Source organism: Sphingobium scionense, assembly GCF_014197035.1.
Taxonomy (GTDB): Bacteria; Pseudomonadota; Alphaproteobacteria; order Sphingomonadales; family Sphingomonadaceae; genus Sphingobium; species Sphingobium scionense.
Window position 1 is genome coordinate 1 of record NZ_JACIEU010000058.1, and the last position, 13,137, is coordinate 13,137.

15 protein-coding genes are annotated in these 13,137 nt (G+C 59.7%); all 15 read right to left on the reverse strand.

What is annotated here, in order from left to right; all coding sequences use genetic code 11:
- Positions 1 to 83: 83 nt before the first annotated feature.
- Genes GGQ90_RS27930 through GGQ90_RS28000 form a run of 15 tightly spaced genes read right to left on the reverse strand, consistent with a single transcriptional unit; the run spans position 84 to position 13,115 of the window.
- Entirely contained in the window at positions 84 to 242 is a 159-nt protein-coding gene (locus GGQ90_RS27930; protein ID WP_188084570.1) for a hypothetical protein, read from the reverse strand.
- A gap of 59 nt (positions 243 to 301) precedes the next feature.
- Positions 302 to 751, reverse strand: a complete 450-nt coding sequence (locus GGQ90_RS27935) for a hypothetical protein (RefSeq protein ID WP_020819803.1) — start codon at positions 749 to 751, stop codon at positions 302 to 304.
- Between the two features lie 39 nt (positions 752 to 790).
- Positions 791 to 1,975 (reverse strand): LPD7 domain-containing protein, encoded by a 1,185-nt coding sequence (locus GGQ90_RS27940; protein ID WP_020819804.1) that lies wholly within the window; start codon positions 1,973 to 1,975, stop codon positions 791 to 793.
- Entirely contained in the window at positions 1,965 to 3,881 is a 1,917-nt protein-coding gene (locus GGQ90_RS27945) for a type IV secretory system conjugative DNA transfer family protein (protein WP_020819805.1), read from the reverse strand. The genes GGQ90_RS27940 and GGQ90_RS27945 overlap by 11 nt, the downstream gene beginning before the upstream one ends.
- A complete protein-coding gene (virB11, locus tag GGQ90_RS27950) occupies positions 3,859 to 4,851 on the reverse strand; it encodes a P-type DNA transfer ATPase VirB11 (RefSeq protein WP_011627746.1) in 993 nt (330 codons plus the stop codon). Before virB11 ends, GGQ90_RS27945 begins: the two co-directional genes overlap by 23 nt.
- The gene (gene virB10 / locus GGQ90_RS27955) at positions 4,848 to 6,116 is read right to left on the reverse strand and encodes a type IV secretion system protein VirB10 (RefSeq protein ID WP_020819806.1); all 1,269 of its coding nucleotides are present in this window, start codon (positions 6,114 to 6,116) and stop codon (positions 4,848 to 4,850) included. Before virB10 ends, virB11 begins: the two co-directional genes overlap by 4 nt.
- Position 6,117: 1 nt before the next feature.
- On the reverse strand, positions 6,118 to 6,960 hold the full coding sequence (locus tag GGQ90_RS27960; protein WP_021225586.1) for a TrbG/VirB9 family P-type conjugative transfer protein: 843 nt from the start codon (positions 6,958 to 6,960) through the stop codon (positions 6,118 to 6,120).
- A complete protein-coding gene (locus GGQ90_RS27965) occupies positions 6,957 to 7,640 on the reverse strand; it encodes a VirB8 family type IV secretion system protein (protein WP_004213217.1) in 684 nt (227 codons plus the stop codon). The genes GGQ90_RS27960 and GGQ90_RS27965 overlap by 4 nt, the downstream gene beginning before the upstream one ends.
- 9 nt (positions 7,641 to 7,649) lie before the next feature.
- Positions 7,650 to 7,970, reverse strand: a complete 321-nt coding sequence (locus GGQ90_RS27970) for a hypothetical protein (protein ID WP_020819808.1) — start codon at positions 7,968 to 7,970, stop codon at positions 7,650 to 7,652.
- Between the two features lie 10 nt (positions 7,971 to 7,980).
- Entirely contained in the window at positions 7,981 to 8,997 is a 1,017-nt protein-coding gene (locus GGQ90_RS27975) for a TrbL/VirB6 family protein (RefSeq protein WP_011627750.1), read from the reverse strand.
- A gap of 40 nt (positions 8,998 to 9,037) precedes the next feature.
- Positions 9,038 to 9,343, reverse strand: a complete 306-nt coding sequence (locus GGQ90_RS27980) for an EexN family lipoprotein (protein ID WP_011627751.1) — start codon at positions 9,341 to 9,343, stop codon at positions 9,038 to 9,040.
- Between the two features lie 2 nt (positions 9,344 to 9,345).
- Positions 9,346 to 10,059: a type IV secretion system protein gene (locus GGQ90_RS27985; protein WP_020819810.1), complete on the reverse strand. Its 714-nt coding sequence runs from the start codon at positions 10,057 to 10,059 to the stop codon at positions 9,346 to 9,348.
- Between the two features lie 13 nt (positions 10,060 to 10,072).
- The gene (locus GGQ90_RS27990; RefSeq protein ID WP_006949654.1) at positions 10,073 to 12,457 is read right to left on the reverse strand and encodes a VirB4 family type IV secretion/conjugal transfer ATPase; all 2,385 of its coding nucleotides are present in this window, start codon (positions 12,455 to 12,457) and stop codon (positions 10,073 to 10,075) included.
- Positions 12,444 to 12,788, reverse strand: a complete 345-nt coding sequence (locus tag GGQ90_RS27995) for a VirB3 family type IV secretion system protein (protein ID WP_006949650.1) — start codon at positions 12,786 to 12,788, stop codon at positions 12,444 to 12,446. Before GGQ90_RS27995 ends, GGQ90_RS27990 begins: the two co-directional genes overlap by 14 nt.
- A gap of 6 nt (positions 12,789 to 12,794) precedes the next feature.
- Positions 12,795 to 13,115 carry a TrbC/VirB2 family protein gene (locus GGQ90_RS28000; protein WP_343054215.1) on the reverse strand — a complete coding sequence of 107 codons (321 nt, stop codon included), beginning with the start codon at positions 13,113 to 13,115 and terminating at the stop codon, positions 12,795 to 12,797.
- Positions 13,116 to 13,137: the final 22 nt, after the last annotated feature.

The following is a 13,137-nucleotide window of genomic DNA, read 5'->3' on the forward strand; positions in this document are numbered from 1 at the left end:
ACGAGGACCCCCGACCTTTCATCTGGAAGGCCGATCCGGACGAAATTATAGCCGCTGTACGGCGCGGGCACCAAGTGTTGGAATCAATCCACTAGAAGATAACCTTCGGCAATACTGGGCCATGTTAACTCATCGAACGGATTTGTGACGTTGCCGTTGAAATAATCGAGAGCTTCATGGGCGCGTGCAGCCGCCTCGATTACCTTGGCGGTTTGTTTCTTTGCCCTGTCAGATTTCTTCATCGTGCCTCATGAGGCCATAGCCCATCAAGAGATCGCAAGCGGTGGCAGCTGCCACCGCTCTACCTTCCGTCAGTTTTGAGCCTGCCACGATCTACGGACAGCTGGGGTATCATCGGATACTTTAAGGCTTCACGCTCCCGCGCCCGACCTTCATCTATCCCGTATGATGCGCCAATCATCAAACCTACGAAGAACACGGGGATCATGAGCAGGAGCATCGAGCCGAAGCGTGCTCTACGGCGAGAGCTTTGGATCGCGAGCGCATCACGTTGCAGCTTGAGGGCTGTTATGATCGTCTCGGTAGCAAGGGTGATTTCATGGGCGTCGTCGCCCACATTTGTAAGCAATTGCTCAACGTCCGTCAGAGGGCGTTCTACCTGTTTACCCACTTCGCTTAGATCAGACCAAGCGAGGTTTCTGGAATGAATCACGCGAAGCAAGGTTTCAATGTGACGATCGAGATCGGACACGCCTCTCGATGGCACCGGATCAGGCCGGGGAATGTTCATCGTGCGGTTTCCTGTTTCCAAAAAGCATGTGCCATGCACTTAGCGCGAGCGTGACGGCTTCCTTTCCTGCTGGCGCAGCGTCAAATCCTCGCGCGCTATGCGGGTAGCCTCGTTCTGGCGCTGTTGCTCGAAACGGGCAGCAGGGACCGGCGCGCCAACCTCAATACGCTTGGCGACAGTTTCCTTGGCCCGCTCTATGAAGCGATCCCTGTCTTCCTTTTGGGTGAACCGGGTTTTCGCTTCGATCGCTGCCGCCAGGACGTGCGATTGCGCGGCCTTGAATTGCGGGTTGGCCGCATTATCCCGATGCGAATTGCGCCGGAACTGTTCGGCCGCAGCACGAGATTCTGAGGGGTCTTGCTTTGCCATGCTCGCTCTCTTTGCCGGGTCTTGTGCTTCGCGGGCCTTATCTCGCGCCGCCAGCCTTTCTCCCTCAAGTTTCAGCTGTTCAGACGGCTTGAACCCTTTCACTTCGACCCCCGATCGCGCCGCTTCCAGATAGACCGCCTTCTTGAATTCGTCGCTTCCATGAACACGGATCGACTGCCAGCCATTGTGCTTCGCGATCGCGATAGCATCGCCAATGGCATAGTCCTTGTTGATGCGAATGCCGTCTTGGCCCTTGATCGACATATCGGGCTTGTCATCGCGGCCGCTACGGAAAAGATCATTCCCAACGCGCAGATATTTGCGTTCGAGCTGCGTGGGCAGAGCCAAGCGTGTGTCGTCAACTTGCTTGTCATCCTTTGGCGCTGCCTTCGATGGAACCTCAGCTTTCGCGGGCGCAGCACCGTCTTTGCTCTCCGCCCTGGCTCGCTCACCCTCATGGATATTGAGCGATTTATCGGCCGATGCGGTCGGAGCCGCTTCGCGCTTCGCTTGCCGGGGCCACGCATTAAGGTCGGCCCGCACTCTGCTTTCGTGTCCGCGCAATTCGTCGGCAGGCGCTCCGCGTTTCAGCGCCTTATTATACTCTTCGACAGCCGGCGTCAGATATTGCGCAACCGGCGTGGACCCATCATTGCGCCAATCCGTGGACGCCAGATAAGCGGTTTTTCCGCCTTTCTGCATCGTCAGCGCGTGGTCATATTGGTTTTCCAGCTTGGCAAATGCCTTCATGGCATCGGGGAATCTCGCAAAGGTTTCCTTGCTGTTCCCAGGGCCAAGAATTTCGTAGGAGCGCGGCGTCTTTGCTTGGCGTTCGCTGTTGTCATTATCGGCCATATTCTTCTCCTTCACTCAGAACTAGATCCCGGCGCTGACCTTCCCACTCCTCTTTCGTCGGGTCGGGACCAATAATGTCGTCGAAGTTGATTTCATCGAAAGCCATGCTGCCGTCCTTCACTGTCAGGTTCGGCATATCGCGATCGAGGGCGAGAACGTCTTCGGGAATGTCCTGCACCTGGTCATCGGCCAGTGCGGAATAATCATTGAAAGCCGCCAGCTCTTCATCGCTCAGATCATCGACGGCCGCGATCGGCGCGACCGGCTTGGGCAGCGCCGGCACTTCCGGCGCAGGCGTCAAGCGCGAGCGGAACACGGCATCCTTGAAGTAGCGGATTTTCTTCCCGCGAATGACGGGGATGCCGCCCCGGATGACGAGTATATCGTCTTCGGGCAGCTGCATCAGCTCTTGCGGGAGCATCAGCGCGCGGCGCTGTTCGGAGATCGTCTTGCTTCGATTGGCGAGCAATCCATGTATCGTCAGGGACCGGCTTTCCGCATCCTGACCAAGATAGCCGAGGCGTTCGGACAGTTCCTTTGCGACCCGCAGCTCCTTCGGCGTGAAAGCAATTTCGACCCCGCAGTTTGATACGATTTCGTCCGCGCCATGCTCACCATAGACATTCCGCAGCTGGGAGCGGGACTGGATGACGGGGAGCAGACGCAGCCCATAGCCGCGCACATAGGAGAACGCATTGGCAATGACCTGGGCGCGGCCGAGCCGCGCAAATTCGTCCAGAATGAGCAGCACGGATAGCTTTTCACCATCGTCGGGCAGTTGCCGCGTGTTGAGGTCGATCAGCTGTTGGAAAAACAGATTGTAGAGCGGCGCGACCCTATCGAGTTCATCCGGCGAGACACCGAGATAGATCGAGGTCGGGATGCGGCGAAGGTCCGTCAGGGAAAAGTCGCTTTCGGCCGTCGCGCGATCGACAATCGGATTGATCCAGAGATTGAGCTTGGAGGTGACGGTCTGGATAATGCCGGTGAATGTGTTGTCTGCGCTGGACGTAAAATCGCTCAACGCAGCGCGGCACCCTTCCGATAGCGCACCATCGCCGGCTTCCTTGGCGAAGAATGCCTTCATCCCCGGCATCGTGATGGTCCGGTAGATCTCGCCAAACGAGAAGGGACGTTCAGGCTTGGCCGCGATCCACGATGCTATGCCGACAAAGGCCGTGCGGGCTGATTCCGTCCAGAATGCCTCGCCCTTCTCCGGGGGCACGAAGAGCATCGTGGCGATCTTCTGCAATTCGACCAGGACCTCAATCGGGTCGGACCTGTTGATATAGCTGAGCGGGTTGTAGCGGGCCGTGCGGCCTTCCCTGTCCGTAGGGTTGAACAGCACAACCTTTTGGCCGCCCTTGCGGCGGAAACCCGCCGTGATTTCGTAGTTCTCACGCTTAATATCGAGCACGACAACCGAATCCGGCCATTGCAACAGATTGGGAATGACGATGCCGACGCCCTTGCCCGATCCGGTCGGGGCTTCGAGCAATACATGCTCCATCTTGCCCACCATGAGAAAGCCGTTGCGGAAAAAGCCATTGCGGACGCGGCCGAGCACAATGCCCTTTTTCGCGCGAAGGCCCGCCTTGCGGATTTCACCTTCGCGCGCGAAACGCGCCTCGCCGTGAAGGTTCTTTTTCGGCCGCAAGACGATCGCCATGAGCAACACCGGCAGCGGCACGCCGATGACCGCGCCTCGCCAAAGCGCTTCGGTCACGACAGGATCATGCCGATAATACCAGAAGAAGCCGGGAAGGGTGAGCGGATCGTAGGCCGCGGCGGGCATCTTGAGGAAGAACCACGCCACCGTGCCGGTCAGCAGGCCGATCAGCAGGAGCGTGATCGGAAGGAGGACAAGGGCCAGTGCGAGCCTGTTAGAGCCTGTTTTCTGGATCAAAATATATCTCCGTCACGCGAAAGCGGCCTTCGACCTTCTTGGTCTGCACGACCACATCAACCAGCAGCTTGAGCAGGCTGCGAATGTCGTCACGGGCCAGATCGGCGCCGCCCTCGCTTTCCTTGACCAGCAATGTCAGCTGTTCGAACGCGAGTTCGGCCGAGTCCGCATGGATCGTCGTGATCGAGCCGGGGTGGCCTGAGTTGACGTTGCGGAGATAGAAGAACGCGGTGCCGTCGCGCAGCTCCTGCAACAGTATCCGGTCAGGCCGCATACGCAGGGCCGATTCCAGAAGATCCTTTGCAGAGATTTTCGCGGTGCCCTGCTTGTCCTTCGCGTAGAGCATGTGGACCACGTTGCGATGCGGAACGACCAATTCGCGCGTGTCTTCGATCGTCAGCAGCCGCTCATGCGGCGGAATGAGCTGGATCAGCCCTTTAGAGAGCGTCGTCTTTCCCGAGCCGGTAGCGCCGGAAATCAGGATATTCTTGCGGCCCTGGACCGCCTTCTGGAAAAATTCGACGTGCTTCCCTGCGTCGAGCAGATCGCGCAATTCAACATCGAGCGGCGAGACTTGCCGGGTTGCGATCTTCGTCTCGCTAAACAGCCCACCGCGCTCGAAATCCTCCATCGTCAACGTCACCGATGACGGCTTGCGGATGGTGATGGACACTGTGCCGGCAGGGACAGCAGGCGGCACAACCAGCTGCACACGCTCGCCGCTGGGGAGGATTGTGGAGCAGATCGGCGTGGACTGGCTTATGTCCTGATGCGTGAAAGCCGCCGCTGCCCGCGCGAGCGCGAGCAGCGACTTTTCATTCAGGTCGGGCAATGTCTCCCAGGACCACCCATCGCGCGTTTCAATTGCCGCCTCGCCAGCCTTGTTAATCACCAGCTCCGTTACGTCCTCACGCGCGAGCAGAGGGCGCAACGGCAGCAAGGCGTTTTCGAGGACAGCCGTATTGCTCATTGGCCGCGCCGAAGCCGAAGGCCGTAGATGTTGGAGAAATCGAAGTCGCGCGCGACCATGATCCCCACTTCCGCGCCCTGATTGATGCGAAGCACCGGCTGAATCTGCATCGTGTCCCGCAAGATCGTGTCCGACGCTTGGCTGGGAACCCGAGTGACATTATCCGCGTCGGAGACTTCCGAGGCGGCGATCGAGGCGGCATCGTTAAGCGAGCTGAACAGCAACGCCGCCCCAAAGCGTTCCCAAAAAAAGTTCTTCACGCCGCCTGCCATGCCTGAACGGCCAAGCGCATCGCTGGCGGGCGAGCCTACGTCGATCGCCACGCCGCGAGGCGTGACCGCGCGGTTCCATACCGCAAAGAGACGATATTTGCCGCGCTGGACGCCGGTTTGATATTCGCCCAGGACGCGCGTTCCCTTTTCCAGCAGAACGACGCGGCCGTTGTCCGAATAAATGTCGCGGGGAATGATGCAGCTGACATATCCGGGCTGACTGGAATCCATCGCCGTTTGCAGCACGCACGGAATGAACGACCCTGCGAGGATCAGCATATCGCGGTTGCCAATGTCGCGGCCTGACACCCGATCAATTTGCGAGGTCTGGCGCATGTTTTCGAGATTGGTCCGGCGCGATCCGCCCTGTCCATCGCCATCGGCCGACGCGCCAAGCAACTGCGCGCCCTGTCCTCCTGTGCCGCCGCCCATGGGCAGGCCGGTGGCAGCTGCCACCGCTCCGCCGACCCCACCGCCGTTTTCGCCACCATAGGCCATAATTCCGGCGCGGCGCTGCGCCTCTGCGATGACTTGCCCCTCAGACTTTTGGGGGCGACCGCTTGCACCGGCTGTGCGGGGCGCTTGGCTTCCATCAAGCGCCGGCACTTCCGTCATGGGCACCGGCGCGTTCGGATCATTCGGCGCATCGGCAAGCGTTGGGGCTATGATTGACTTCGGATCGTAGTTGGCGAGCTGCCTTTCATCCGGCTTTTCCGCTTTCTCGGCTTTTTCGGTTGGATCGCTCCGCATTGCGTCGATGGTGCTAAAACCGAGCACAATCGCGCCGCAGGCCACCGCCGCGAGAACGACCGCCTTTTTGGGGTCGATCGACCTGTTCGGAAGGGCGGCAATCTTGGCCTGACGTTCGCTTTGCCGCTCAATGTCTTCCGGATCGGGCACCGGCTCTGATGCAAGGGGCCGGTTTTCGACCGTCTCGCCCTGCGAAATGATGTTGTCGCCATGCGGCGCGTTGTCATGATCGTTCGCAGCCATTTTATTGAACCCCCGTGGTTCGCTCGACCAGGCCAGAGGCCGTGTCAGTTTTGGGATCGCGCCCGTAATAGTCGGTTTTCTGATTGTGGATGCAGAGCACTTCGAGGCCCCGGCGCAGCCGGATTGTTCTGTAAACCCCGTGCAGCACCACATATTCATCGCGCACATCGAAGGAGGCGATGGCTTCCGATCCATCAGGATTGACGATGAAGAACGCCGGCAACTCACGCTGGTTGGGAAAGCGCATTACCGTGAACTGTCCGTTGTCAGACACTTCGGAGGGCTGGATGGCGGTCGATCCTTGCATGATGTAGTCGGCGTTGCGCGTGCCTTCCAGCACGCCAATATCGAGCGCGGACTTCACCGCGCCGCGTTCCATGGCTTTCAGCTGGGCCAGCTGGGCCATTGCGGCTTGCGCCTGCGCTTCCGCTGCTTCCTGTTCAGGATAGCGGAAAACGACCGTATAGAAGCCGCTGCCCCGCTGCGTTGGCGACAGAGCGAAGCGGTAGCTGCGCGGGCCATAGCGCGAACGGGTTATGACCGTCAGGTTCGTGCGACCCGCGCGCTCGCGCGGTTTGATAAAGAGCGAATTGGCAGCCGGTGCGACTTCCCAGGACACGGTATCGCCCAGCGCCACATGCTCGACCACTTCATCCTTGGCGAAGACGATTTCCGTGGCGATGCGGAACACGCCCGGAATCTCATAGACTTGCCGATCATTGTAGTTCGCTTCACGAACCCGGTGATCGAGCACCGTCGCATGGGGCGTTTCTTCGGCCATCGCCGGCGACGCAGCCAGCGCGATCGCGAGCGCAAACGGGGCGCTCCACTTCAACACGGTCATTGGGGCACCTCCACGTCAGCGCGATAGCTCTCGACCTGATAGCCAAGCGGATTCTTGAAGCGGTCCACTTCCTTGCTCGGCGTGCCATCGACCTTGTATTTGATGGTCGCGACGGCATCGGTTTTGGTCGAGTTCGAGCCGGTCACAGATTCCTTGGTAAAATAGACCTGCGCGACGTTGCCGCCCAGGAACGACACCCGCTTGATCTCGACAAAAACATCAGTGCGGTTCGCAAGGATGTTTTGCGGGCTTTGGGGATTGTCGGTCTTGTAGAAGCGTGACCACCGATCCTGTTCGGGCCGCGCCGACATGACCATGACCGCATCGAAATATTCTTCGCGAGCGGCCGCTATCCAGCCTTCGCGATAGCGGACATAGGTAGCGAGGAAATACTTACGGACCGCCTCGTCATAGGTGATCGTCGCGTCACCGTGGAGCTTGGCGGCGATCGACGCCTCGCCCGTGTTACGGTCCACCGTGATAACATATGGCTCGACCGTTTTCAGAGGCGTCAGGGCTGCAACGGCCACAACGCCAGCAGTCGCCAGGGCGCCAGCAACGCCAGCGACGACCCACGCCAGCTTTTTGGAGCGCTCGGCCGCCGCAAGCTTGTCACGTTCCCAGCTTGCAGCCTCTTCAAAATAGGCTTTCAGCTCGTCCTTTGGAATACCAACTGCCATCGTAACACCTCAGCAATTCGAGTAGATCGGGCCGCGCAGCGAGGCGCTTAGACGCGGCACTTCGACCGCCCGCGATGCGTCCGACTGTTCATTGCCCGGAGTGGCAGGGTCTGCCGGGGCAGCGTCCGGCGTTGCCGGTGCGCCCTGGTTGAACACGTCCACATTCGCCGGGGCGGTTCGCTGCGCGGCCTGATCCGGGATCGAGGGAAGGGTAAGCCCATGCGGATTTGCGGGCCGCATCGGCCCCTCGCATTTGGCTGGTTTTTTGACGGGCTGACCGGCGCAGGCCGCCAGCGCCAGGCAGATTCCGAGTCCAAGCAACTTGCGCATATTCGTTCCCTCAAGCTCTGGTGATTGTGTTTCGGTTGCGCCAACGGCGAACCGCCGACGAGAAGCCCCGACCCATGCTGGCCCCCATGGCGCGGGCATCGCTGGCCGCGTGGCCTGCGCCCGTTGCCACAGCCCCGCCCCCGCTCATCACGGCGTTACCGAACTGCGATACCATCGCAGCAGCACCGCCACCCAGCGAGGCCGCAATTCCGGGGATTTGTAGGAAGAAGAAGCACGCGAGGACGTAGAAGGCGATGATGCGAACGCATGTGTCCCAAACGTGCTCAAACTGACCGTCGAAGGATGCTGTTGCGGATTCCGCGACGTTGGCGACGACGAGCACCAGCAACAGCGCGAACAAGGACAGCATCAAGAAATTCAGGACGCTACCGAGCCACGAGAAGAAGTAGCTTCTGGTGGAATCGAAGAGGAGCGCCCCGACGAAGATCGGACCAACCACCGCCAGACAGGCGAGCGCGAACAGCGCATAGAGCACGATCACAAAGCCAACCGCGAGCGCGAACAACGCGGCTACAGCGGTTAGCAAGATGATGATGGTTGCGCCGATACACAGGATGATCGCAGTCGCTGCCCCCTGCAAATCCCACATGCTGGCGTTCTGCTCAGCATATTCCTTGGTGGCATCCTGCATCCCTATCAGAGCAACATCGACGCGCGCCCACATCGTATCAAACGACCCACCGACGCCATTTGGCGAGTTCCCGATGATTGAGGCAAACTCATTAGGCAGCCCCGTCACGATCATTTGTGCAATTGATGCCCCGTAAAGGCTTGTCACAGCCCAATAAAGTGCAGCGAGCATTAGGGAGCGATAGACGTATTCGCGGAATGGGTATTGCACAGCACCGCGCATGATAGCGTAGCCGAGCAGTATGATATAAATCACCATTCCCGTGCGGAGCGGCCCAGCGATCCAGCCAACAAACCCAGCGTAGTTTGAAACCACAGACGAGTTGAGTTCGTTGACAAAGCCCTGATAGGCATTCGTGAATAGATCGTATTCCACCAGATCGCTCCGCGTTATTATTCAATCGACCTTCGAGCTGTCACATTCCCGCCGCTTTGCGTGCGCGAGCCATCTGATCTTCTCGGTCACGGGAATATTTGATCGAGGCGATGGCAGACTTGATGCCTCCGCAATTCTTGGCGACGGGAATGGGAAGATCGGATTGTTTGAGTTCGCTGTTCATGATCTTGTCGCACTCCGATACGATCACCGGAATTTGATCTTCGTTGGCTTTGAGCCATTCCACGTCGTGGTAGGTCATGAGGATTTCAGGGAAAACGGGTGCGCGTTGGCAGCCGGCGATTATGCCGGCTGCGCTCAATGCTACTAAGGCCATCTTCCGCATTCTTACATTCCCGCCGCTGCCCGCGCGCGGGCCAGTTGCTCTTCACGATCGCGGGAATAGCTGGAGAGGGCTTCCGCCGTTTTGGCCGCTTGTTCGGCCCGACGCGCCCGCTCCATGGCATCGACGCGGAGCTGGTCGTTCATCATGGACGCGCTTTCAAGCTGGATGCGCGCTTGAAGGTCAGCGACTTCCTTGGCCGTTGATGCCGAAGCTAGGCGGCTGCGCAGCTCTTCCAGGCCTTCGCCACGCGATGTGGCCGCTTCGCCCATCCCTTCGGCCATGGCCTTGTCCATCGCGATCGAGCGCGCGGACTGATAGCGAACATCAGTCTGATCGCCATTCGCGGACACGCCGAGACGTTCGAGCATGTCCTGATAGATCGCATCAGATCGCCCGCCATAGCTGCCGCCGCCGCCAAAATCGCCGCGCGCCATGCGTTCGAGCGAGTTCACATCGACGCCGAGCGTGCGAAGCGAATCCGTCTTGAGCTGGTTGGCGATCGAGGAAACATCGGTCAGCTGGTTCAACCCTTGGTAGAGCTGCTGCGCTTCCGCAATCTGCTGGCGACCTTGCTCGATCATCTGCATGGTCTTCTGGATTTGTTCGATATGCTTGAGCACGGACGTGCTATCGAACACAGGGATACCCTGCGCACTGGCTGGCGTCGCGGCCGCAAGGCTCCCGATCGACACAGCCGCCAAGAAAAGCTGCTTCATAGTCTCACTCCTTTCAGCTTGGGCGCCGGCGCCGGTGAAATTCCGGCAACCAGAGCTTCGGATCATTGCCCAATTCGGCAATCACTTCGCGGGCCACGCCCGTTGTCTCAGCGCGCCCCGACAGCACGGCCAGTTCATCGTCCATGCCAATGAGATCCAGGCCGACCACAACGGAGTCATGGCCCTGCTTCACAAGGAATTTGCGGCTTTCCGGCGACAGCTCTTCGCGCACCAGCTTAAATTCCGCCTCCGACAGCGAGAAGCCTTCGATGTAATCCCGGCGCTGGCCGAACGGATTGGGCAGGAAGATTTTCGTCGCTACCTGCTCCAAGATCGAATGGCTGATCGTGGACCGCAGCGCGTCTGCAGGCGACTGCGTTGCAAAGACGAGGAACGCGTTGCGCTTGCGGTATGTCTTGAGGCCATCCTGCGCAAATGCTGTGAACGCCGGATCGGCCAGCGCCTTCCAAAATTCGTCAATCGCAATCACCATGCGCTCGCCTGTCAGGAGCGCGTCTATCCGCTCGAACAGGTAGAGCATGACCGGCGTGCGGATTTCCGCGTTTTCGAGGAAGTCGGTCATATCGAAGCCCACGAAACGGGCTTCGAGCGACATGGAATCTTCCTCATTATCGAAAACCCAGCCAAGGTTCCCCTCGGAGGTCCACTTGACCAGGCGCGCGCCGACGCCGCCCGAGTCCGACATACCGAGCATGGTCCGCAGCGCCGACAGCGAGCGTTGCTCGCGCGGCAGCTTCATCACGGCTTCAATGCCATCGTCGATCAGGTGCGATTCCTGCACCGTGATCGGCGCACCCTCTTGCTTGACCAGCTGGCGGATGAAGCGACCGAGGAACGCGCGATGAGAAGCCGTATTGTCGAGCGCCTTGAGCGGAGCGAAGCCCGTAGGTTCTCCGTTCCGCAGCGCTAGATAGGTGCCGCCACTGGCGCGAACAAAAATCTCCGCGCCCTGATCCTTGTCGATGAAGATATGGCGTGCGTTGAACTTTTCGAGCTGCGCCATCAGGAAGTTGACCAGCACCGTCTTGCCGCCGCCCGATGGACCAATGACCATCGAATGGCCCAGGTCCGCCGAATGGAAATTGAAGTAATATGGGCTGCGCGCGCTTGTCTTGAGCAGCGCGACCGCAGGCCCCCAATGATTGCCGTCCTCGTGCCCTGCCGGGAACGTATGGAACGGTGAGAAGGCCGAGAAATTATAGGACGTGATCGGCGCAGGGCGCGCCCGCCACGCGAAGTTGCCGACCAGCTGCGACCAATAGGCAGCTTCCAGCGCGGCGCTTTCACGGGCGGCGACCATGCCCGTATCGGCCAGCGCAGCGCGCGCGATCGACATGTTATCGCGCAGCTTCTTCAAATCTTCCGCGAACACCGTCAGCGTGAAATGATGGTCCCCCAGCACAAAGCGGTTCGATTGCAAATCGTCGGCCGCGTCGATCAGCTCATCCATCTGGCTGATCGCCTTGTCACCGGCGTTCGCCATTTGGGTCTGGCGAAGCCGAAACCGTTCTGTTGCCGCTGTGCGCGACAGGAACGTGAACGACTGCGTTATGGCGAGGCTGAAATCGACCGAAAGCAGCGATTCAAACTGGCGCGGCGTTGTCGATGACGGATACTCGCGAATGCCGAAAATGCCGCCGAACATCGAATGATCGGCGTCGCGGACCTCAAATGTCTCAGCACCGATGATGGCACGGCTCGCATAGAGCGCCGAGCCGAGACGGCCACGGACCAGAGGACAGCGCCGATAGCGCCCGGTCATCACCTGGTTCAATATTTCCAGCGGTTCGGAGAACAGGAGACCCCGGTGCTCATAGATGCCGACACGGCGCGGGCGAACGCGCAGCAGCAGCTTTTCCAGATCGCGCACCTTGTCTTCCAGCAGCTCTAGAGCTTCCGCGATATTGGCGTTCTTGTCCTCCTGCTTCTTGCGCAGGAAATCCATCAGCTTGTCAGTCGCGTTTGCTGTTGGGCGGATCACGACCGTCATGAAGAAGCGGTTGCGGAACATGCGTTCGGCCGTCATCCGCTCATAGTATTTTTGATCGAGCTTCGCGGCGAAATGCGAGCGGAACGTGCCGCCTGGATAGTCGCGCACGCGCATCCGCAACATGTGCGTCCAGATCGAAAGCCGCTCGTCATGAATATTGCGCCAGACCCCGTTGAGGCGCGTGTGCCAATCGTTCAGATCGCGCACGTCCGAAGTCTCGAAGGGCCGTCCATCCAGTTCGAGCATGAGCATCAGATCGCCGTTATCGAGGGCGACCACATGCTCATTGACATGCCGCGAATACGGCAAGAATTTCTCGGGCATTTCCTCCCGCTTGGCCTTGTCAAAAGGCACCTTCTCCGCGAGCGCGCTCTTACCGAACACCACGACCAAATCCCTTTCGCTTGATTCCGTAGAGCGGCAGCGGCGTGTAGCTCGACCCACCCCAAAAGACGCGGTTCCGGTTCGCCGCTTTGGTCCGGCCCCACAGGAAGATCAGCCGGAATGCGTTCACGTCATGCCGAACGATAAGCCGCGCCATCGCATAAAGCGCGACGGCGGCCGCGCCGCCGTAGAGAGGATTGCCCGAACCAACCAACGTGATTGCGCCCGCCATGATGATGAGCGCGCCCGCCTCAATGGGAACACCCGCCCACAAAGCGGGGCGGGTGACGGCCAAGAACAGCGGGTCTTTTGTCATTTCTTCCTGACCGTCCATCCCCGATCACCCCGTAATCGTGTCGACGATCCAAGGCGCGGAGAACACGATCACCACGCCAACTACGACCGTGACGAGCATCTGCACCGACGCGCGGCCCAGGAACCACAGAAGGCCGACGACGATGATCGCGATGATCGCCAGCGTGCGGAGCAAACCGTTGCTCAGCAGGCCGAGAATATTGTCGGCCAGGCCTTCAAAGTTTGCCTGCGCAAAAGCCGGCTCCGCTACGAGCAGGCTTGCCAGCAGCGACAGGGGGTTGAGTAGCAACGGAACAGAAAACCTACATAAGGCAGCACGCCTCGAGGCCCCGCGCCCTTCCGGAATGGTAGAAAGTGGTGGTTTCCTG